The following is a 20674-nucleotide window of genomic DNA, read 5'->3' on the forward strand; positions in this document are numbered from 1 at the left end:
ACCGAGCTCGAACGGCCATGGCCCTCGGAAGGGGTCGCATTTCCTGGAATTATGTCCAATAAGGTGGCGCTCGACGCACAGGAGATCGCTTCATGCCGAACACCAACATCGACCACGCCTTCACCGCCCGGGCAAGGACGGGTGCGTCCTTCGAGCCGACCTATGCCGGCGCGCTGTCGTTCATGCGACGCAAATACTCGAAGGACGTGAAGGGCGCGGACGCGGTGGTGTGGGGCATCCCCTTCGACGCCGCCGTCACCAACCGGCCGGGCGCGCGTTTCGGACCGCAGGCGATTCGCCGCGCTTCGACCATCCTCGACAACGACCCGCAATACCCGTTCTCGCGCGATCTGTTCGAACATCTCGCCGTGGTCGACTATGGCGATTGCCTGCTTGACAGCGGCAACCACCAGAAGACGCCGGGGACGATCGAGCGCGAGGCGGCAAAGATCCTGAAATCCGGCGCCTTCCTGCTATCGCTCGGCGGCGATCATTTCGTCACCTGGCCGCTGCTCAAGGCGCATGCCGCCATCCACGGTCCGCTGGCCCTGGTGCAGTTCGACGCCCACCAGGACACCTGGCCGGACGACGGCAAGCGCATCGATCACGGCTCCTTCGTCGGCCGTGCGGTCAAGGAGGGAATTATCGATCCCGACCGTTCGATCCAGATCGGCATCCGCACCCATGCGCCCGACACCTTCGGCATCAAGATCCTGTACGGCCACGAAATCGAGGACATGCGCGCGTCCGATATCGCCTATTCCATCGTCGACCGCACCGGCGGCAAGAAGGCCTACGTCACCTTCGACATCGATTGCCTCGACCCGGCCTTCGCCCCCGGCACCGGCACACCGGTCGCCGGCGGGCCGTCCTCGGCAAAAATCCTGTCGGTGCTGCGCCAGATCAATCAGCTCGACATCGTCGGCGCCGATGTCGTGGAGGTTGCGCCGGCCTATGATCACGCCGATATAACGGCAATTGCCGGGTCGACGGTGGCCATGCACTATCTCGGGCTGCTGGCGGAACGAAAGGCCCGGCTCGAAGAGCTGAACAACGGCAATCACATTGTTGCCGGATTGAACCAGGCAAGTGGCATATAATTTCGAACTATCAGGGAATTCAGGCAGGCAAATGAAACCGAAAATCTTCATCGACGGCGAGCACGGCACGACCGGTCTCCAGATCAGGGCGCTGCTTGCCGAGCGCGGCGACCTGGAGATCATCTCGATTCCGACCGAGCGCCGCAAGGAACCGGCAGCCAGAGCCGAGTTCCTCAACGCCGCCGATGTCGCGATCCTGTGCCTGCCGGACGCAGCCGCGAAAGAAAGCGTCTCGCTGATCAGCAACGACACGACAAGGGTTATCGACGCCTCGACCGCGCATCGCGTGGCAGAGGGTTGGGAATATGGTTTTGCCGAAATGGACAAGGCTCAGGCGGGCAAGATCGCTTCGGCGAAGCGCGTCACCAATCCAGGCTGCTGGCCGCAAGGCCCGATCGCGACACTGAGGCCGCTGGTGGCGGCCAGGCTGTTGCCGGCGGATTTTCCGGTCACCGTCAACGGCATTACCGGCTATTCGGGCGGCGGCCGGCCGATGATCGAGGACTATGTCGCCAAGGGCGAGGATGCCTCGGAATTCCTGCCCTACGGGCTGACCCTGCAGCACAAGCATGTGCCGGAGCTCAGGACCTATGCGAAGCTGTCGCATGACCCGATCATGCAGCCGGCGGTCGGCAATTTCGCGCAAGGCATGATCACCGTGGTGCCGCTGCAGCTCGGCGGCCTCGACTATGTGCCGACCGGCGCCGAGCTTCATGCGGCGATCGCCGACCATTTCGCCGCCATCGATGGCGGCGTGGTCGAGGTGGCGCCCTATTCCCATCTGGAGCGCGTGCCGGATATCGATCCGGAAACCTACAATGGCACCAACCGGATGATGCTCCATGTCTTCGCCAACGACGACAGGGCCCAGGCGCTGCTGTTCGCCGTCTACGACAATCTCGGCAAGGGCGCCTCGGGTGCTGCCGTGCAGAACATGGATCTGATGCTCGGCCTCAAGCACTGAATGGACGCTCCGGCATCCCAGGCCGCTGGAAGGTCAGCGCGCCAGAACTGATTGCCGAGACGTTCAGCAGCCGCATCTGGAAGGTTGTTCGCGAGGACGGCTCGCCGGCGATCGTCAAGGCCCTCAAAGCCTTCGACGACGTCGAAGACGAGTTGCGCGGCGCCCATTTCCTCGCCTGGCGGCGCGGCGAAGGCGCGGTGCGGCTGCTCGGCCGCGACGGCCACTGCATGCTGCTCGAATATGCCGGCAAAACCTTGCTGTCACAGGTTCTCGCCGAGCAGGGCGACAATGCCGCTACAGCAATCACGGCCGAGTTGACGGCAAGACTGTTCTCGCCATCCGACCACCCTGCCCCACCAGATCTTCAGCCGCTGCGGGTACGGTTTTCCAGCCTGTTCAACAAGGCGAGGATCGATCGCGACGCCGGCGAAAAGAGCCTCTACGTCGAAGCGGCTGCGACCGCGGAACGGCTGTTGGCCGATCCTGTCGACGTGCTGCCGCTGCATGGCGACCTGCATCACGACAACATCATGCTGGGAGCGCGCGGCTGGCTGGCGATCGACCCGAAGGGCGTTCTCGGCGATCCCGGCTTCGATGCGGCGAACATGTTCTACAATCCGCTCGGCCGCGACGACCTTTGCCGTGATCCCCGGCGGATTACCGACATGGCCGAGATTTTCGCCAGAACGCTCGGCCAGACGCCGCCAGCCATTCTGGATCACGCCATCGCCTATGGCTGCCTGTCGGCGTCATGGCATCATGAAGACGGCAATGCGGTCGAGGAAAGCCGCGAATTGTCCATTGCCACGGCGATCAGGACGGTGCGGCTCAGCCTCTGACGGCGATCTGGTTGGGCATGGGATAGGCGCCCTTGGTGCCGCGCCAATGCGCTGCGGCAAAGCCCAGCAGGACAAGCGCGAAAGCCTGATGCGTCAGCGCCATGTGCAGCGGCACCTGCATCAGCAGCGTCCCGATGCCGATCAGGGCCTGCAGCAGCACCAGCAGAAACAGCAGCGTCGCGCGGCGCGCATGGGTGGTGCCGGGCTGGCTCCGGTGCGTCGCGATCATGTGCCAAAGTGCTGCGACTGATATCGCGTAGGCGCCGAGCCGGTGGATGAACTGCACCGTCTTCGGGCTCTCGAAGAAGTTGCGCCATGCCGGCTCGAGGATCAACAGGTCGCCGGGGATGAGCTTGCCGTCCATCAGCGGCCAGGTGTTGTAGCTCAGGCCGGCATCGAGCCCAGCGACCAGCCCGCCGAGATAGATCTGGATCAGCGCCAGCAGCACCAGAAGGCCGGCCAGACGCTGGGTCGAGCGGTCGGCCGCGGGCTCGGAATGCGGGGCCAACCCCCGCGCGACCACCATGGTCGCGGTGAAGATCAGCGCCGCCAGCGTCAGATGCGTCGCCAGCCGGTACTGGCTGACGGAGACGCGGTCGACCAGCCCGGACGCCACCATCCACCAGCCGATCGTGCCCTGCAGGCCGCCGAGAAGAAGAATGCCCAATAATTTCGGACCAAGACCGCGTTCGATGCGGCGCGTCGCCCAGAAAAACACCAGCGGCACGGCGAAAACCACGCCGACACCGCGCGCCAGGATCCGGTGCAACCATTCCCACCAGAAGATCGACTTGAACGCTTCGAGGCTCATGCCCTTGTTGAGCTCGGCATATTGCGGGATCTGCTGGTAGCGCTGGAATTCCTCCTGCCATTCGGCGTCGTTGAGCGGCGGAATGACGCCGTGGATCGGCTTCCATTCGGTGATCGAAAGGCCGGATTCGGTGAGCCTGGTGGCGCCGCCGACCAGCACCAGCACAAACAGCACCAGGAGCACGAAGTAGAGCCAGCCGCGCACCAGCGCCCGGTTACGCAGGTCGCGGTCGCGGGCCACGAAAGGCGCGGCAGCTGATATGGCAGCCATGGTCTTGTCCCGGCAGGTTGCAGTCGCGGATTGGTGAACCATCGCAATCCAACTGGCAAGACCGGACAGCGCGGCACGCCGTCGCGCCGCTTCTTGGCTGTTGCGTGCCTCTTCCGTTGGGCCTAAGCGATAGGGATCAACCGGATCGCGAAATGCCCATTCGCCTGAAAAAGCTGATCGGAACAATCCTGCTGGTGGCGCTGGTCATCGTCTATGCGCTGGTCGCATCGATCGTGGCGGTTGCGCAACTGGCGGAATCGGGACCGTGGGCGCATTTCCTGTTCTTCCTGCTCAGCGGCATGCTCTGGGTGCTGCCGGCCATGGGCATCATCAAATGGCTGCTCCTGGAGCCGCCGCGGCCGAAGAACTGAGGTTTGCTGCAGCCGCGGTGAAGGCCTGACGTTTGCTACCCGAGGCGTAGGCAGCTCAGGGTGATTTTTCTGCCTTCCGTGTCGCCGATCGGAACGCGCCGGCGGCGCCAGATGCGGTTATTGCCGAACCACTACTCTGGCTTCCGAAAAACGATTGCAGACCGACAGCTTTGGGTCCGGGATCTTAAATAGCGGACCCTCAGCTCGGTGGGAATATTGTCGTGATGTGATCCGATCCGGTCGTTCCGGGATGGCTAAGCTCGGCCGTCCAGAAGCAGCTCGAAGCCGCCACTGACAGTCGCCGAAATAAGGCGTATGAATGTTTATCGCTGGCTAGCGCGCTCTAGCTCACAAGCCTTCGGGCGCGCCGACAAGATGTCACCCTCTGCCGGATTTCTTTGCTCGATTCCGGTCCAGGCTCATTTTCGCGGTTCGGAGAGCGTTCTGATGCAGATCATCCAAAGCCGCCGCCGCTTTCTGGCCGGCCTCTCGGCAGCCGGTGCTGTCGGCCTCGTCGGCGCCGCGACCCCGGCCAGCGCCGAGCCGCCGCCCGAGACCAGCCGGATTCGTCTGAGCAAGACCTTCGGCATCTGCCTCGCACCGCAATTTGTCGCGGAGGATCTGCTGTATGCCGAGGGTTTCACGCATGTGGATTATGTCGAGACCCAGCCTGGCACTGTGATGGCGACAGACACAGCGAGCGGCAAGATCGATTTTGGCCTGAACTTCGTCGCGCCCACGATTGTCGCCGTCGATCAGGGGCACAGGCTGACACTGATGGGCGGCGTTCATCCGGGCTGTTTCGAGCTGTTCGTCCAGCCAGGCATCGACAGCATCCTCCAACTCAGGGGCAGGAAAGTCGGTGTCCAGGCACTCGGATCCAGTCCGCATCTATTCATCGTCAGCATAGCGGCCCATGTCGGGCTGGACCCGGTGCGCGACATCGTTTGGGTGAGCGATCCCGACGTGAAGCCGAAGGAATTATTCCTGCGTGGTGATGTCGATGCCTTTCTCGGCTTTCCGCCGGAGCCGCAGGAGCTGCGCGCCAAGGGGGCTGGCCGCGTCCTCCTCAACAGTGCACTCGATCGGCCGTGGTCGCAGTATTTCTGCTGCCTGCTGGCCGGCAATCCCGGCTTCGTCGCCGCCAATCCCGTCGCGTCGAAGCGGGTGATGCGTGCCATTCTCAAGGCAGCCGATCTGTGCGTGGCCGACCCCGCCATGGTCGCGCGCCGTCTCGTCGAGGGAAAATTCACCGCTAATTATGACTATGCGCTCCAAGCCCTTGGCGAGGTCCCCTACAAGCGGTGGCGGGACTATGACGCGGAAGACACGGTGCGCTTCTATGCACTGCGCCTGCGCGAGGCCGGCGCTATCGCCGCGAGTCCCCAGGAGATCATCGCCAAGGCCACGGATTGGCGCTTCCTCAATGAGCTCAAGCGCGAGTTGAAGACATGAATATGTGGCCGGCACGCGTCTTGTTATTGGCCCTGCTCATTGCTTGGCTGGCGCATTCACATGACGCGGCGCCTGCAGGCTGACGGCCCCAAGTGCGATCAGAAGGCCGACGATCGACAAGAATGCGATTGGGCGCTGGCGCAATCATCAGAAACCGTTCGTCGTGTGCTGAGCGGGGTCAATAATCAAACAAATGAAGCTGACCAGGCTGTAGCGCAAGATCGCAGCTTATCGCCAGATTCGGCACGACACGACAAACCAGCTCTACAGCATCGCGACCGCGCTTTTGCTTCAGGACGACAGGGTGCTGAACACGGCCCTCCGCCAGCTCAGCCGGTTTGGGTACGACCTTGACCGCATGGAGTTCGTCGCTACGCAAGATGCGGAACTATTCGGGCAAGTCCGACAGGACTACGACCGGTTCACAGACGAAGTGACGCATGTGGTATACCTTGTCCCGCGCGGTACATACGGACGAGGCGCGCAGGCGCAAATGGCCCAGATCGTCCCATTGGCCAACGGACTTGAGCTTAAGATCGAAACGCATCTTCCCAGATGGCGGCAAGTCTCTTGGGACTCAACGTCGATGACTCGATCCGGCCGCGCGGTAAACTCGAAGTGGCATTCGCAACCGCGCAAACGGTCTCCTGGCCGCGAGACGGTGGCAGGACCTTTGGCGGAGTAAGTTTTGCGCTCGCAACCAACGCAAATTGGGCGTATCGTGGCATATCGTCGATTGCTAATGGATGAGCCGACGACTGAGAGCGCAAGACTCCCGCATCGGACTGAGCGCGCTAGATCCACAACTACTCGTCGCGCTCACGAGACCACCTGCCTCTGCCGAAACCTCTTTTGCTCGGTTTCGGCCAGAATTGCCTTTTTGCAGTTCGGAAGAGAGGAGCGTTCCGATTCAGATCATGCAAACCCGCCGCCGATTCCTGGCCGGCGCTGCAATGACAGGCGCTGCCGGTATCGTCGGCCTTCCCGAGTCACTCCACGCGGAACCGCCGCTGGAAACGACCACGGTTCGTCTGCCGCGGTGGGTTGGTGGTTCCTACTGTTGGGCAGGCGCGTACATCGCCGGAGAACTGATGCGCGCAGATGGTTTCACCGACGTTCGCTACGTCGAAGCCGACAGAAGCGTCGACCAATCGGAATGGATCGCACGCGGTGAGACCGATTTCTCTGTGAACTTTCCACCGAACCAGATCGCGTCGATCGATGCCGGCGTGCCGATCAAGGTGCTAACCGGGTTGCACTCGGGATGCCTCGAACTGATCGCCAAGGAGAGCATCCGCAGCGTCGCGGATCTGCGGGGCAAGAGGGTGGGCGTGGATGGTTTCAATAACTCGCGACACGTGTGGCTGACTCTCATGTCCGCTTATGTCGGGCTCGATCCCGTGAACGATATCCAATGGGTCCTTACGGAAGACGCCACCCCGACGGAGCTCTTCGTCCAAGGAAAGATCGATGCATTCCTCGGCACGCCGCCCCAGCCGCAGGAGCTGCGCGCCAAGATGATCGGCCATACGATCCTCAACAATGCCGTCGACCGCCCATGGTCACAGTATTTCTGCTGCATGATCTCCGCGACGACGGACTACGTGAACAGGCACCCGGTGGCGACCAAACGGGTCTTGCGATCCATCCTCAAGGCTGCCGACCTCTGCGTGTCGGATCCGCAGTGGGTGGCCCGGCAGATGGTCCATCGCGATTTCGTCCCGTCGTATGACTACGCGCTGCAAACGCTAAAGGATATCCGGTACGACCGCTGGCGAAACTTCGATCCTGAAGACTCCCTGCGGTTCTACACACTGCGCATGCAAGAGACGGGCATGATCAAATCGAGCCCGCAACAGATCATCGCCGACGGAACGGACTGGCGCTTCCTCGAAGAGTTGAAGCGTGAGCTGAAAACCTGATCCCATTTGTCTCAAGGGGAGACGTAGACATGCAGTTCATCCAGAACCGCCGCCGTTTCCTAGCCGGCGCTGCGGCCGCCAGCGCCGCGGGCCTTATCGGCACCTCGACACCCGCCTGGGCTGAGCCGCTGCCGGAGACCACCTCGGTCCGCCTGCCGCGGTACATCGGCGGCGCCTATTGCTGGGCGGGCCTGTACCTCGCCGGAGAGATGCTGCGCGCCGAGGGGTTCACCGATCTCCGCTACGTGCAAGGTGACAAGAAGGTTGATCATTCGGCGTGGATCGCAAACGGCGAGACGGATTTCAGTGTGAACTACGTGCCGATTCATCTGGCGTCGATCGATGCAGGAGTGCCGATCAGGGTACTAAGCGGACTGCACTCCGGGTGCCTCGAACTGATCGCCAACGACAGCGTCAAAGGCATCTCGGACCTGCGGGGAAAGCGGGTTGGGGTCTTTACGCTTGATTCGCCGCAATACGTGTTGGTTTCTCTGATGGCCGCCTATGTTGGGCTCGATCCCGTCAACGACATCGAATGGGTCATCGAAGAGCACAATTTTGCGGAAGGCTTCGTCGAAGGAAAGTACGATGCAGTGCTCGGCCAACCGCCCCGCACGCAGGAACTTCGCTCCAGGAAAGTAGGCCACACGATCCTCAACTCGACCACCGACCCGCCCTGGTCGCAGCATTTCTGCTGCATGATTTCCGCGACTGCGGATTATGTCGACAGGTATCCGGTGGCGACGAAGCGCGTGCTCAGGGCCATTCTCAAGGGCGCCGACCTCTGTGTCTCAGATCCGTCATGGACTGCAGGGCAGATGGTCGATCGAGGTTTCGTCCCCAGCTACGAACTCGCGCTGCAAACGCTTGCCGACATCCGGTACGACAGATGGCGGGATTTCGATGCCGAAGCCTCGATGCGCTTCTACGCGCTGCGCATGTACGAAACGGGCATGATCAAGTCGAGCCCGCAAGAGATAATCGCCACCGGAACGGATTGGCGCTTTCTCGATCAACTAAAGCAGGAGTTGAAGACGTAGGCGATCGCCGACACGCCGTGCCCCATCAGGGAAGGAGAGGCTAATGCAGATCATCCGGAACCGCCGAGCTCAAGCGTGAGCTGAAGACGTAGAACTATCGCCGACACGCGGTGCCTTTTTCAAGGGAAGGAGAAACTCGTGCAGATTGTCCAGAACCGTCGTCGTTTCCTCACAGGCCTGTCCGCGCTCGCAGGTGCGGGCCTTGCAAGGGGCCGCAACGCGACCGCCGCCGAAGCGGCACCTGAAACCACGGTCGCCCGCTTTGCGGCGGCGCCTGGTATCTGCATCGCTCCGCAGTACGTCGCCGAGGATCTGATCCGCGCAGAGGGGTTCTCGGATTTCGGCTTCGTGGCCGCCGAGGCCGGCATCGCCCAGACCGAGATGCTGGCGCGCGGCGACATCGATTTCGGCATAGACTTTGCCACGGCCCTAATCATTCCGGTCGACACTGGCGCCCCGATCAAGGTGATCTCCGGAGTACATGTCGGCTGCTACGAGTTGTTCGGACGGGAGGACATCAAGAGCATCGCGGATCTCAAGGGCCGCAAAGTCGGCGTCGGCGGCAATCTGTCGTCGGATCCGCATATCTTCGTCAGTGCGATGGCGACCTATGTCGGCCTCGATCCGCAACGCGACATCGAATGGATCGTCGGCGAAGCAAAGCCGGCGGAGCTCTTCGCCGAAGGCAAGGTCGACGCCTTCCTGGCTTTTCCGCCTGAGGCTCAAGACCTCCGCGCTCGCAAAGTCGGTCACGTCATCCTCGACAGTTCCAAGGACCGGCCGTGGTCGCAATGTTACTGCTGCATGCTGGCGGTCAATGCCGCCTATGCCGAGAAAAATCCAGCTGCCACCAAGCGCGTCATCCGGGCCATCATCAAATCGGCCGACATCTGCGCGGCCGAACCGGAACGGGTGGCACGCCTCCTGGTGGATGGCGGACACACCGAACAATACGACTACGCCGTGCAGTCGCTCCGCGAGCTCCCATACTCTAATTGGCGCGACTTCGATCCCGAGGACACGATGAGGTTCTTCTCGCTGCGGCTGCATGAGGCCGGGATTGTCAAATCGAGCCCAAACGAGATCATCGCGAACGGCACGGATTGGCGCCTTTTCAACGAGGTCAAGCGCGAGATGAAAACGTGAGCGAGTGGCCGGCGCGCATCTTGCTGCTGGTGCTGATGGCCGGGCCGGCACACGCGCACGACGCGCCGCACGACGAGCGCCTGCCGACGATCGGACAGGCGCCGGACTTTACCTTGGTATCGCAGGACGGTGTGCGAGTGTCGCTGCACGACTTTCGCGGCAAGGTGGTCGCCGTCTCATTCATCTATACGTACTGTACCGATGTCTGCCCCATGCTGACCGCCCATATGGCCAGCGTGCAGGAAAAGTTGGGTAGTGCATTCGGACCCAAAATCGCCTTCGTTTCGATCACCGTCGACCCGGAGCGCGATACGCCCGATGTCCTGAAGGAATATGCGCAGGGTTTTGGCGCCGCCCTGAAGGGCTGGTCGTTTCTTACCGGTGATCCGGCGGTCGTCCATGAGGTGGGACGGAAATACGGGGTCATCGCGAAGAAGGCGGCGAACGGAGATATCGACCATACCTTGTTGACGTCGCTCGTGGACCCCGGTGGCATCTTGCGAGTACAGTATCTTGGTGTCCGGTTCGACCTGGAGGAGTTCCGGGATGACCTTCTCAGCCTCTTGGACGAATCCAAATAGCATAACGAACCGGCTCGTTGGCTGGGTTGCCCGGCTGCCGGCGCGCGTCCAGACCAAGCTCTTGATCGCGTTCCTGTCGATCGTCGGCCTGCTGATCGTGCTCGGGGCCGTCGGGTTGCAGGTGCTGAGTGGGGTGAACGATCAGACCAACGAGCTGATCAAGCTGCAGCGCAGGATCGCGGCCTACCGCCAGGTACAGCACGATACGACCACCCAGCTCTACGGCATCTCCACCGCCCTGTTGCTTCAGGACGACAGGATGCTGGATGCGGCGCTGCGCCAGCTCAATCAGTTTGGCTACGACCTCGACCGCATGGAGTTCGTCGCCAAAGCCGAGGTGGAAGTGCTTGGCCAGGTCAGGCAAGAGTACGAGCGGCTGACGGCCGGGGTGACGCACGTGGCAGAGCTCGTCCGCGCCGGCCGCACTGAGGAGGCGCGCAAGGTTCAGCTTGATGAAATCATACCGTCGGCTGATAGCCTAGAGCGGCTGACAAACCAGCTGGTCAACATGGCCGAAGCCGACATGGTGGCGGCCATCGAAATGACCGAGGGTGCGTACGGCACGTCCAGACTGATCGTGGTCTCGTTCGCGGTGGGCAGTATCCTGCTGGCGTTGGGGCTCGGCTACATTATCTCCTGGTCGTTGATCGAACCGGTCAAGAAGATCGAGACGCGTCTCAGCCAGATAGCGGCCGGCGACTTCGCCCAACAGGTTGCCGTCGCCAATCGCGACGAACTTGGAGTACTCGCCGCTAACGTCAACCAGACTTCCGACCGTCTGGGGCGCCTGTATCAGGAGATTGAGACGCGCACCCAGCAGCTCGACGAAGCCCTTCAGCAGCAGACAGCCACCGCAGACGTTCTGAAGGTCATCAGCCGCTCTACCTTCGATCTGCAGGTCGTGCTCGATACGTTGGTGGAATCGGCTGTCAGGCTCTGCCGTGCCGACAAGGGTGGTATCGTGCAGTCGCTGGATGGCGTATTCCGCTATGTGTCGGCGCATGGCTACCCGCCCAGTTTCCGTGCTTATGTGGACGCCAATCCAACTCCGGCCCTTGCCGCAGGCCGAGGCTCCGCCGTAGGGCGCGTAATCGAAGAACGGCGGATCGTCCAAATCGAAGACGTGACCGCTGATCCGGACTACCGCGTTGCCTTGATCGCCGAGGCAGGCGGCTTCCGCACCGTCCTCGCTGCCCCGCTGTTGCGGGAAGGTGATCTCGTTGGCGTATTCGTCATGACGAGGGTTGAGCCGCAACCTTTCAATCCCAAGGAGATCGCCCTCGTCGAGACATTCGCCGACCAGGCCGTGATCGCCATCGAGAATGCGCGGCTCTTCGAGGCGGTGCAGTCACGGACTCGCGAGCTTGCCGCGTCTGTTGGTGAGCTCGAGGCTCTTGGTGAGGTGAGCAAGGCGGTCAATTCGACGCTGGATCTCGACACGGTGCTGAAGACGATCGTTGCCAAGGCGGTCCAGTTGTCGGCAACGGATGCTGGCACCATCTACGTGTTCAGCAGCACGCGGCAGCAATTCCGTCCGCGCGCAAACTTCGGTATGAGCGATGAGCTTATCGCCGCAGTCTCGCACCAGACGATCGGGCTGCCCGACATGGGGATCGGCGACGCGCCCGGGCGCTGCATGCCGGTGCAGTTTCCCGACCTCAGCGAGGAGACCTCATCCTTCCTTGTAAGAAAGACGATCGTCGACGCCGGATATCGCGGTATCCTGATCGTTCCGCTGCTGAGGCCCAACAAGATCGTCGGTGCACTGGTCGTCAGGCGCCACAAGCCAGGTGCCTTCGATGAGCAAGTTGTCCACCTGCTGGAGACCTTCGCAGCCCAATCGGTGCTCGCGATCCAGAATGCCAAGCTGTTCCGCGAGATCGAGGAGAAAGGCCGGGAGCTGGAGGCAGCCAGCCGCCACAAGTCCCAGTTCCTCGCGAATATGAGCCACGAGCTCAGGACACCGCTCAATTCGGTCTTGGGCTTCACAGAACTGCTGGTCGACGGCATCTACGGCGAACTCCCCGACAAGGCAAAGACGACCGTCGCGCGCGTGCAGGCAAACGGCCGTCACCTCCTCGGGCTCATCAACGACGTACTCGACCTTTCCAAGATCGAAGCCGGCCAGCTCACGCTGGCGATTGAGGACTACTCCGTCGCGCAGATTGTTCGATCGACCTTTACGGCTGTAGAGCCGCTGGCACGAGCGAAGGGTCTTGAGCTTTCAACGACTGTTGCCGAGAACCTTCCAATCGGCCGCGGGGACGAACGCCGTTTGACGCAGGTCCTGCTCAATCTTGCAGGCAATGCCGTCAAGTTCACCGAAACGGGCGCGGTCGACATTCTTGCCGATGCGGTTGACGGGCACTTCGAGATGACCGTCCGAGACACCGGTCCCGGCATCGCGTCCAAGGACCAGGCTCTCATCTTCGAAGAATTCCAGCAGGTCGACAACAGCAGTACCAGGCAGAAGGGCGGTACGGGTCTTGGCCTGGCGATCTCGAAGCGCATCGTCGAAATGCATGGCGGAACCATAGACGTCGAGTCCGTGATTGGGTCGGGGTCGACATTCCGTCTGAAGGTACCAATCCGGGTGAATGAGGACGTGAGGGCCGCATGAGCAAACGAATCCTGATGGTGGAAGACACCGAGGACAACCGCCAGATCATCCGCGATCTCATTGCCACCACCGAATACGAACTGATCGAAGCGGCGGACGGCGCCGCCGGCATCGCTGCAGCCGGAGTGCACAAGCCAGACCTGATCCTTATGGACATTCAGCTCCCTGTGATTGACGGGTACGAAGCGGCTCGCCGCATCAAGGCCGACCCGGCGCTCCGGCACATTCCGATTATCGCCGTCACCTCCTATGCGTTGTCGGGCGACGAGGCGAAGGCCCTTGCTGCTGGGTGCGATGGTTACATTGCCAAGCCATTCAGTCCGCGTCAGTTGCTTTCCGAGATTCGCGGGTTCCTTTCTTGAGGGAGGCAGCGCCGTGCACGATCCGCCTCGCATTCTCGCGGTCGACGATACTCCGGAAAACCTCGAGATCCTGCGCATGCGCCTCGAGGCGAATGGCTACGAAGTTGCAACCGCCGCCGATGGTGAAGAGGGGCTTGCGAAAGCCCGCGAACTCACGCCGGATCTGATCCTGCTTGACATCATGATGCCGAAGCTCGACGGCATCGGTGTGGTACGCATGCTCAAGCACGATCATTCGCTGCGATCGATCCCCGTTATTCTGGTCACCGCGAAAGCCGACACGCGCGACGTGGTCGAGGGGCTGGACGCCGGTGGCGACGACTACCTGACTAAGCCCTTCGAGCACAGGGCGCTGTTAGCACGGGTGCGCTCGATGCTGCGCCAGAAGGCGCTTCACGACACTGTCGCGAGCCAAGCCAAACGCCTTGAGGACCAAGCCGCGCAGCTTTCCGACTGGAATCGCTCGCTCGAGCAAACCGTGGCTGAGCAGGTGACGGAGCTCGAGCGAATGGCGCGGCTTAGGCGGTTCCTGCCCGAGCAGGTCGCCGACCTCATCGTTGCGGCGGGCAATGGAGATGCGCTCTTGCAGAGCCACCGTCGCGAGGTGACCGTTGTCTTTTGCGATTTGCGCGGCTTTACAGCCTTCGCGGAGACCGCCGAACCCGAAGAAGTCATGACAGTTCTTGCCGAGTATCATTCCTGTCTTGGTGAACAAATTGTCCGCCACGAGGGGACTCTCGAGAGGTTCGTGGGCGACGGTATCGTCGTGGTTTTCAACGATCCACTGCCATGCGCCGACCACAGCGAGAGAGCTGTCTCAATGGCGGCTGCGATGCGCGACGCGATTGACGGGCACTCAGAACGATGGCGCAAGCGGGACTATTTGCTTGGCTTTGGGATCGGCATTGCTAGGGGCCACGCAACCATCGGGCGCATTGGTTTTGATCGGCGCTCGGACTATGCCGTCATTGGCACCGTGTCGAACCATGCCGCCCGATTGTGCGAGGCCGCCAAGTCCCGCCAGATTCTCGTTAGCCAACGGGTCCTCGGCGCTGTCGAGGCGCTGGTCGAATCCGTTCTTGTTGGCGATCTGACGCTGAAGGGTTTTCGCCGCCCAATGCCTGCCTATGAAATCGTGCGGTGGTTCGGTCGGCCAGACTAGCTTTAGATGCACTCCGGTCTCTTCCGGACGATACGACCCGTCGAACCGTCGGCACAAAGCATCCCAGCCACGATCGATCTCGAAACCGCCCGCAACGGGGGAGAAAGTGTGCGTTCTGCCAGGAGCAACCCGATGGCAGCCTATGTGATGGGTTTCGGATGCCGGCCATCCACGTGTTGGCTTGGCGCCGGTGCCGGCTACCGAAACCCATCACATCGGCTGCCCGCGCCATTACCTCGTCTTCTCCGGCGGACGCATCCCGCTGCGCGGCATCGAGATGCACGGGACCTATTTCCGGCCCGACGTCTTGGTCGCGGGTGCGCTCGTCAAGAAGGGCTACCTGACCGTCGACGAGAGCGCGCAGGAATTCGTGGTCACGCCGGACGGCTGGAGCTTCGTCGCTGACACGCTGGAAGTCCTCGGGAAATAGCCGCAATGCAATACGCCCTGGTCGTGGTCGACAGTAGCGTCTTCAAGCAGAATTTCGACGCCTATCGCGAACTTCCGGCTCCGGAGTCCGACCTGGGTCAGGACCTCGTGTGGGAGAAACCGAGCGGCACATGCAAGGGACGATCGTCGGATGTGCGTCCGGGGCTTTCCGAGTGCAGGCTTGAGAACCCGGAGGCGACGAAGGCGCGCATCAGGGATGGCCCTCAGGGCTCTGTTCTTGCGGTCCACCGGAGTGTCTCACCACTAGATGGTGACGAGCATCTTTCCGGCGTTGGCCAGCGGCGTCGTCACGCCCGACAGCATCGTGCGGATATGGGCAACGCTCTGATAGCGACCGTTGACCGAAATACGCGGCAGCGCGTGCAGGAAACCGGCATGTTCGGCGCGCAGCACGCCGTGGCGTGTCGTCACCGCCGAGACATAGCCGGCGTCGCGGGCAAAGCCGACTTCGCGGTCACCAACGGCGCTGGCATAGCCATAGGGATAGGCGAAATGGCGCGGCGCCTTGCCAAGCTCGGCCTGCAATATGCCCCTGACGTCATCGACCTCGTGCCGAGCATCGGCTTCGGAAAGCCGCTTCAGATTGCGATGATTGACGGTGTGCGCGCCGATCGTCACCAGCGGATGCCCTGCCATGGCGCGGATCTCGTCCCAGTTCATCAACATGCTCTGGCGCGCGCCCAACTCGATACCGTTCGACCGCGCCAATTCGCGCAGCACCGCGCGCTGGTCCTCCTCGCGGACCTCCAGCGTCAGATAATCGTGCAGGCGCGCAAAGGCCTGGATTTTCTTGCCCGGGGTCGAGCAGTCGATCGTCACCGGACCGTTCGGTGTCGTCAAAACCAGCCGGTTGCGCGCGCTGACGATGTCCTCGACCACCTCCCACCATAGATCGGCGGCGCCGTTTATCAGCCCCGGCGCGACATAGATGGTGATTGGCGCGCCGTGCTTTTCCAGCACCGGCAGCGCCTCGGTCTTGTTGTCGCGATAGGCGTCGTCGGCGGTGATCGCCGCGAACTGGCCACCCTTGCCGCCGGCCTTGATGCGCTCGATCGCCTCGTCCAGGGTGACGAATGCATAGCCGTGCGCCTTCATGTCGGCGATGACAGCGTCGAGGAACTCAGGCGCGATGTTGAGATGCCGGTTGACGCTATCAGGCTTTTCCGGCGTGGCGGTGACCCGGTGCAGCATCAGGATGGCGCCGATGCCGCCGACGAACGGCTTGGCCAGCGGGGCAAGACCGGTATAGCGCACGACGTTGAGCGCCAGTTTCCGGATTGCCTCGCCCCCGTCGATCATTCATTCACCTTTTGCGCCTAGGCTCATCCAAGCACGGAATGCGCCTATGTGCGCCCCCAATCGCGGTGAATACGCCCTAAAGGATTGAGGTATGGTTGACGCCACCGCGTCATTTGACGGCAATCGGCTCGAGGCCATGCAGGCGGCGCCGCGCGCGGTACCTGCGGATCATGGCGGCCTGTCGGTGTCGGTCGCCGACGGTGCGGCACTTGCGGCCTATGCCGAGTTCTGCGGTTCAGCGCTGTTCGCGCCGGCGCAGAGCCCGGCCTGGATCCTGAACTGGGCCAGACATGCCGAAGCGGACACCGTCTTGGCGAGGCTGAGCGCTGACGGCCGGCCGGTTTTTTGGTTGGCGCTGGAAGTCACCAGCCGCGGTCCGTTACGCGTCGCCCGTTTCATGGGCGGCCGCCATGCCAACGGCAATTTCGCCGCCGCCGACCCGTCCTGGCTGGCCAGGGCGGATGGCGCGGCGATCCGCTCGATGCTGGCGGCGATCGCCAGGGCGCGGCCGGACATCGACCTCGTCGCGCTGGAACGGCTGCTGCCCGATCTCGACCGCGTTGCCAATCCGCTTCTGTCCCTCCCGCATTTTCCCAGCCCCAACCTGTCGCTGGCCGTCGACCTGGCGGGAGGTTTTGATGCCCTGCTCTCCCGCGCCAGCGGCAAGCGCAGGCGCAAGAGGCACCGCTCGCAGGCGCGCAAGTTTGGGGCCGTCGGCAGCCACCGCCGCATCGAGGCCCGGACGGCGGACGAGGTGAACAGGCTGCTCGATGCGTTTTTCGAGATGAAGGAGTTCCGCTTCCGCAAGATGGGCATCGCCAACGTCTTCGGCGAGCCACAGGTTCGTGCTTTCTTCCGCGCCTTGTTCGTCGAAGCGCTCTCCGACGACACGCCGTCCTTCGTGCTGCATGGGCTCGAAGTCGCCGGCAAGCTTCGCGCTGTCACCGGATCGAGCCGCTCGGGAAAACGCCTGATCTGCGAATTCGGAGCGATTGCCGACGACGACCTCGCCCATGCCAGCCCCGGCGACTTCCTGTTCTTCGACAACATCGAGGAAGCCTGCGAGAAGGGGTTCGATGTCTATGATTTCTCGGTCGGCGACGAACCCTACAAGCGGCTGTGGTGCGATATCGAGACCCGGCATTTCGAGGTCCTGATTCCGCTGACGGCAAAAGGCCGCGCGCTGGTGTTTGTCCTGCGGCAGGGCGCGCGCCTGAAAGCCTTCGTCAAGAACAGCCCTACGATCTGGAAGCTGACCAAGATGCTGCGCCGCAAGACGGCCGGACAGGCTGTGCCAGCAACGGGCGAAGACGACAGCTGAACGCTGCCGAGATTCCGGGACGTAAGTGATTTGGCTCCCCTATACCGCCACGGCTGCAAACTCTGGTCGCCGACATAAGCGATGACGGCGTTCAAATCGCGCAGCACGTCGTCGTTCCAGAGGCGCAGCACACGAAAGGCCCTTGCCTTCAATTCGGCGTCTCGCTCCCGATCATAGTTTGAATCCGCATGCTGGCTGCCGTCGATCTCGACGATCAGCCTGGCCTCGGCGCAAACGAAATCGGCGATGAATCTGCCGATAGGAACCTGACGCCGGAATTTGATGTGGTCGAGCCTGCGTCCGCGCAGTTCGTGCCACAGGCGGTCCTCCGCCTCCGTTGACTCGCGGCGCATCGAGCGGGCGAAACGACGTTTGGTCGGGGCGACGGGCTGATGCGGCATCGGGCGAGATTACCCGGCCTTGGCGCTCCGTCCAGCACCATCGTCACGCAAATCGCTGACGTTCGCGATTGGCTCCCCCTCCTTGTGGGAGAAGGTGGCCGAGCGAAGCTCGGTCGGATGAGGGGTGTTCCAGCTTGGCACCAACAGCGATCCGGCCAACACCCCTCAACCGTCTCGGCGCTGCGCGCCGATCCACCTTCTCCCACAAGGGGAGAAGGCAAGAGCACGCTATTGCCGCCACGGCTGCAAACTCTGGTCGACAACGTTCAAGAGAATTATCGAACTGTCTCAGGCGGCGGAGCGCCGTCCGGGTAGCGGCGTCCCTGGCGTGTGATGGCCGACCGGCGTCACCAGCGTCAGGTCGGGATAGCCGCTCTCGATCAGTTCGACCGCGGCCTGCGCCACCTCGTCGTTCGGCTCCAGCAGCGACAGGAAGACTTCTGTGCCCTCGCCGACAAGGCGGCTGATGCCTTGCGCGTCGGTGGGTCCGCATTCGACCACGACCAGATCGTAGGCGGTGGTCAGCGACTGCATGATGATCGGCAGCCGGTCGGCGGCGCGCATGGCGCGAACCGGATCGGCGTTGCCGACGGGAATGACGTGGCAGTCCGAATAGAGATCGACATGGATCACGTCGCTGAACTGCGCTTCGGAGGCGAGCAGATCGGTGATGCCCGGGAAAAGCCTGCTGTCCAGCGTCGGCCGCGAAGCGGCGCCCGAAGCGGTGAGATCGAGCAGGAGCACGCGCAGGCCGGTGTCGGAAACCTCACGCGCCACCAGCACCGCCGAGGCGGCCGCCTCGTCGCCTTCCGGCGACACGAATATGGCGCGTGCCGCACCGCTTGTGATCAGTTTCTCCACCGCCTTGTCGATTTCGACCTCGCCAAGGCTGCGGCGCGCCGGCCCGACGTCGTCACCAGTTGCGGGGCCAGTTGCTGGCGCCGCGGCAGCCGCTTGCGGCTCTGCCTGGACTTCCGCCATCCGATCCCCAAGGTCTTCGATATCGGCCGATTCCTGATTGGGTGGCTCGTGATCGGGCGGTTCGTGATCGGACGGTTCGTGATTGGGCGGTTCGCGGGCAACCGGCATCGCGACCTGTTCGATCCGCTCGAAGCGGGCGCCGGCGGCCGGCCGCATGGCGCGACCCGAAAACAGCTCTTGCAGAAGCGTCACGATCGCCATGACCAGCAGCGAGCCGACGAAGGCCGCACCGATGATCGGCAGGATTTTTGGATAATAGGGTTGGGACGGCGCCACCGCGCGGGAAAAGACACGGGCGTCGACCGGCGGATAATTGCTGTCCTTGCGCGAGGACGCCTCACGATAACGGGTCAGGTAGGATTCGAGCAGCTGGCGCTGGGCGGTCGCTTCGCGCTGCAGCGCGTCCAGTTCGACCTGCTGGTCGCCGGCGCGCGCCGATGCGGCCTTCAGCGTGTTGACGTCGGCGACAAGCTGGTTTTCGCGGGCCAGGGCGGTCTGCGCCTGCGTCATCAGCCCTGTCATGATCTTTTCCGCCTCGTTGCGGATCTGGCGGTCGAGATCGGAAAGCTGCGACCTCAGCGCCCGGATTCGCGGATGATTGTCGAGCAAGGAGGTGGAAAGGTCGGCGATGTTGGTCTTGAGCTCGACCTGCCGCTCGCGCAGCCGCTGGATCAGTCCGGACGACAGCACCTCCGGCACCGCATCCAGCGAGCCGCCATTCTGCAGCGCCCTGCGCACGCTGTCGGCAGTCGCTGCCGCCGAGGCGCGATTGGCCCGCACCCGCGACAATTCGCTGGACAGTTCGGAAAGCTGTTGCGTGGCGAGCACCGAATTGTTGCCGCCCATCAGAAGATCGGACTGGGCGCGGTAGCTTGCCACCTTGGCCTCGGCATCCTTCACCCGCTTCGACAGGTCGGCGATCTCCGGCGCCAGCCAGTCGGTTGCGGCGGAATTCGATTCGATGTTGGCATTGCCCTGGACGGAGATGTAGGCGTCGGCGATGGCGTTCGGGATTGCGGCGGCGAGCCGGGGATCTTCCGAGGAGAATTCGATGACGATAACGCGAGATTTTTCAACGCGATAGACGTTGAGCTTCTCACGCATCTTCGTCAGCACGCGTTCTTCCGGCGGAATCTCGTTGGGGTCGCTTTTCAGGCCGGCGACGACAAGCAGACGGCTCAACGCCGGCATATCCGCCGTCTCGTCGAACTCGGGCAGCCGCGACAAATCAAGCTTCTGCGCCACCTGCTTGAGGATGTCGGTCGAGGAAATGACCTCGACCTGGCTGGTCACGCCTTCCTCGTCGAGTATAGGCTTGTCGTTGTCATTGGTGCCGTCGGGGCGCGTGTAGACCGATTCGCGCGTTTCGATCAAAAGCCGGGTTTCGGCCCGGTAATGCGGCGTGGCGAGCCAGGTGAGCGCGAACGCCAGGCCGGTTACGACAAGCGCGACGACAAGAATGCGCAGCCAATTCCTCGCAAGGCTGGCGAAGAGCTGCCTGAGATCGACGTCGACATCTGCGGCCGCGGATTGAACGGACATGCATCCTGCTCCGGTATTTTAGTCAGTATACACCGTA

17 protein-coding genes and 1 pseudogene are annotated in these 20674 nt (G+C 62.6%); 14 read left to right on the forward strand and 4 right to left on the reverse strand.

From position 1 onward, the window contains the following. Window positions 1-92 precede the first annotated feature (92 nt). From speB to AC0L2C_RS14055, 3 genes are read left to right on the forward strand one after another with little or no spacing between them, the layout of a single operon-like run. On the forward strand, window positions 93-1100 hold the full coding sequence (gene speB / locus AC0L2C_RS14045; RefSeq protein WP_473523595.1) for an agmatinase: 1008 nt from the start codon (window positions 93-95) through the stop codon (window positions 1098-1100). Between the two features lie 31 nt (window positions 1101-1131). Further along, window positions 1132-2064 (forward strand): N-acetyl-gamma-glutamyl-phosphate reductase, encoded by a 933-nt coding sequence (gene argC / locus AC0L2C_RS14050; protein WP_473523596.1) that lies wholly within the window; start codon window positions 1132-1134, stop codon window positions 2062-2064. Continuing rightward, complete coding sequence (locus tag AC0L2C_RS14055; protein WP_473523658.1) at window positions 2061-2903, forward strand: aminoglycoside phosphotransferase family protein; 843 nt, start codon at window positions 2061-2063, stop codon at window positions 2901-2903. The genes argC and AC0L2C_RS14055 overlap by 4 nt, the downstream gene beginning before the upstream one ends. Here the strand turns inward: AC0L2C_RS14055 and AC0L2C_RS14060 are convergent. Next, window positions 2893-3984 (reverse strand): COX15/CtaA family protein, encoded by a 1092-nt coding sequence (locus AC0L2C_RS14060; RefSeq protein ID WP_473523597.1) that lies wholly within the window; start codon window positions 3982-3984, stop codon window positions 2893-2895. The two genes, AC0L2C_RS14055 and AC0L2C_RS14060, sit on opposite strands and share 11 nt — an antisense overlap. A gap of 152 nt (window positions 3985-4136) precedes the next feature. Between AC0L2C_RS14060 and AC0L2C_RS14065 the strand changes: the two genes are divergently transcribed. From AC0L2C_RS14065 to AC0L2C_RS14110, 10 genes are all read left to right on the forward strand, one after another. Further along, entirely contained in the window at window positions 4137-4355 is a 219-nt protein-coding gene (locus AC0L2C_RS14065; RefSeq protein ID WP_473523598.1) for a DUF2842 domain-containing protein, read from the forward strand. Between the two features lie 447 nt (window positions 4356-4802). After that, complete coding sequence (locus AC0L2C_RS14070; protein WP_128170006.1) at window positions 4803-5810, forward strand: ABC transporter substrate-binding protein; 1008 nt, start codon at window positions 4803-4805, stop codon at window positions 5808-5810. Between the two features lie 917 nt (window positions 5811-6727). After that, window positions 6728-7732: an ABC transporter substrate-binding protein gene (locus tag AC0L2C_RS14075; RefSeq protein WP_287375954.1), complete on the forward strand. Its 1005-nt coding sequence runs from the start codon at window positions 6728-6730 to the stop codon at window positions 7730-7732. A gap of 29 nt (window positions 7733-7761) precedes the next feature. Beyond that, entirely contained in the window at window positions 7762-8772 is a 1011-nt protein-coding gene (locus AC0L2C_RS14080) for an ABC transporter substrate-binding protein (protein WP_128170004.1), read from the forward strand. Between the two features lie 138 nt (window positions 8773-8910). Next, window positions 8911-9918: an ABC transporter substrate-binding protein gene (locus AC0L2C_RS14085; protein ID WP_473523599.1), complete on the forward strand. Its 1008-nt coding sequence runs from the start codon at window positions 8911-8913 to the stop codon at window positions 9916-9918. Further along, on the forward strand, window positions 9915-10499 hold the full coding sequence (locus AC0L2C_RS14090) for an SCO family protein (protein WP_473523600.1): 585 nt from the start codon (window positions 9915-9917) through the stop codon (window positions 10497-10499). The genes AC0L2C_RS14085 and AC0L2C_RS14090 overlap by 4 nt, the downstream gene beginning before the upstream one ends. Continuing rightward, window positions 10465-13119 carry a GAF domain-containing protein gene (locus AC0L2C_RS14095; RefSeq protein ID WP_128170001.1) on the forward strand — a complete coding sequence of 885 codons (2655 nt, stop codon included), beginning with the start codon at window positions 10465-10467 and terminating at the stop codon, window positions 13117-13119. The genes AC0L2C_RS14090 and AC0L2C_RS14095 overlap by 35 nt, the downstream gene beginning before the upstream one ends. Continuing rightward, complete coding sequence (locus AC0L2C_RS14100) at window positions 13116-13481, forward strand: response regulator (protein WP_128175946.1); 366 nt, start codon at window positions 13116-13118, stop codon at window positions 13479-13481. Before AC0L2C_RS14095 ends, AC0L2C_RS14100 begins: the two co-directional genes overlap by 4 nt. Window positions 13482-13494: 13 nt before the next feature. Then, window positions 13495-14643 (forward strand): adenylate/guanylate cyclase domain-containing protein, encoded by a 1149-nt coding sequence (locus tag AC0L2C_RS14105; protein WP_473523601.1) that lies wholly within the window; start codon window positions 13495-13497, stop codon window positions 14641-14643. 190 nt (window positions 14644-14833) lie between these two features. Further along, a complete protein-coding gene (locus AC0L2C_RS14110; RefSeq protein ID WP_287326626.1) occupies window positions 14834-15073 on the forward strand; it encodes a hypothetical protein in 240 nt (79 codons plus the stop codon). Between the two features lie 263 nt (window positions 15074-15336). On the opposite strand, the gene AC0L2C_RS14115 is transcribed toward AC0L2C_RS14110, so the two are convergent. Continuing rightward, the gene (locus AC0L2C_RS14115; protein ID WP_473523602.1) at window positions 15337-16392 is read right to left on the reverse strand and encodes a polysaccharide deacetylase family protein; all 1056 of its coding nucleotides are present in this window, start codon (window positions 16390-16392) and stop codon (window positions 15337-15339) included. Between the two features lie 91 nt (window positions 16393-16483). Here AC0L2C_RS14115 and AC0L2C_RS14120 point away from each other — a divergent pair, with 91 nt between their 5' ends. After that, window positions 16484-17713 carry a GNAT family N-acetyltransferase gene (locus AC0L2C_RS14120; protein WP_473523603.1) on the forward strand — a complete coding sequence of 410 codons (1230 nt, stop codon included), beginning with the start codon at window positions 16484-16486 and terminating at the stop codon, window positions 17711-17713. Between the two features lie 134 nt (window positions 17714-17847). On the opposite strand, the pseudogene AC0L2C_RS14125 reads toward AC0L2C_RS14120, so the two are convergent. Next, window positions 17848-18114, reverse strand: a pseudogene (locus tag AC0L2C_RS14125) (endonuclease domain-containing protein); the annotation flags it as partial. A gap of 288 nt (window positions 18115-18402) precedes the next feature. Further along, window positions 18403-20637 (reverse strand): GumC family protein, encoded by a 2235-nt coding sequence (locus tag AC0L2C_RS14130; protein ID WP_473523604.1) that lies wholly within the window; start codon window positions 20635-20637, stop codon window positions 18403-18405. Between the last annotated feature and the right edge of the window lie 37 nt (window positions 20638-20674).

This window comes from Mesorhizobium sp. WSM4845, assembly GCF_055811455.1.

Excerpts from the sequence above, each read along its gene's own strand:
- AC0L2C_RS14100 (WP_128175946.1), top strand. The coding sequence starts at position 13,116 with ATGAGCAAACGAATCCTGATGGTGGAAGACACCGAGGACAACCGCCAG.
- AC0L2C_RS14115 (WP_473523602.1), bottom strand. The coding sequence starts at position 16,392 with ATGATCGACGGGGGCGAGGCAATCCGGAAACTGGCGCTCAACGTCGTG.
- speB (WP_473523595.1), top strand. The coding sequence starts at position 93 with ATGCCGAACACCAACATCGACCACGCCTTCACCGCCCGGGCAAGGACG.
- AC0L2C_RS14060 (WP_473523597.1), bottom strand. The coding sequence starts at position 3,984 with ATGGCTGCCATATCAGCTGCCGCGCCTTTCGTGGCCCGCGACCGCGAC.
- AC0L2C_RS14065 (WP_473523598.1), top strand. The coding sequence starts at position 4,137 with ATGCCCATTCGCCTGAAAAAGCTGATCGGAACAATCCTGCTGGTGGCG.
- AC0L2C_RS14070 (WP_128170006.1), top strand. The coding sequence starts at position 4,803 with ATGCAGATCATCCAAAGCCGCCGCCGCTTTCTGGCCGGCCTCTCGGCA.
- AC0L2C_RS14130 (WP_473523604.1), bottom strand. The coding sequence starts at position 20,637 with ATGTCCGTTCAATCCGCGGCCGCAGATGTCGACGTCGATCTCAGGCAG.
- AC0L2C_RS14080 (WP_128170004.1), top strand. The coding sequence starts at position 7,762 with ATGCAGTTCATCCAGAACCGCCGCCGTTTCCTAGCCGGCGCTGCGGCC.
- AC0L2C_RS14120 (WP_473523603.1), top strand. The coding sequence starts at position 16,484 with ATGGTTGACGCCACCGCGTCATTTGACGGCAATCGGCTCGAGGCCATG.
- AC0L2C_RS14075 (WP_287375954.1), top strand. The coding sequence starts at position 6,728 with ATGCAAACCCGCCGCCGATTCCTGGCCGGCGCTGCAATGACAGGCGCT.
- AC0L2C_RS14095 (WP_128170001.1), top strand. The coding sequence starts at position 10,465 with ATGACCTTCTCAGCCTCTTGGACGAATCCAAATAGCATAACGAACCGG.
- argC (WP_473523596.1), top strand. The coding sequence starts at position 1,132 with ATGAAACCGAAAATCTTCATCGACGGCGAGCACGGCACGACCGGTCTC.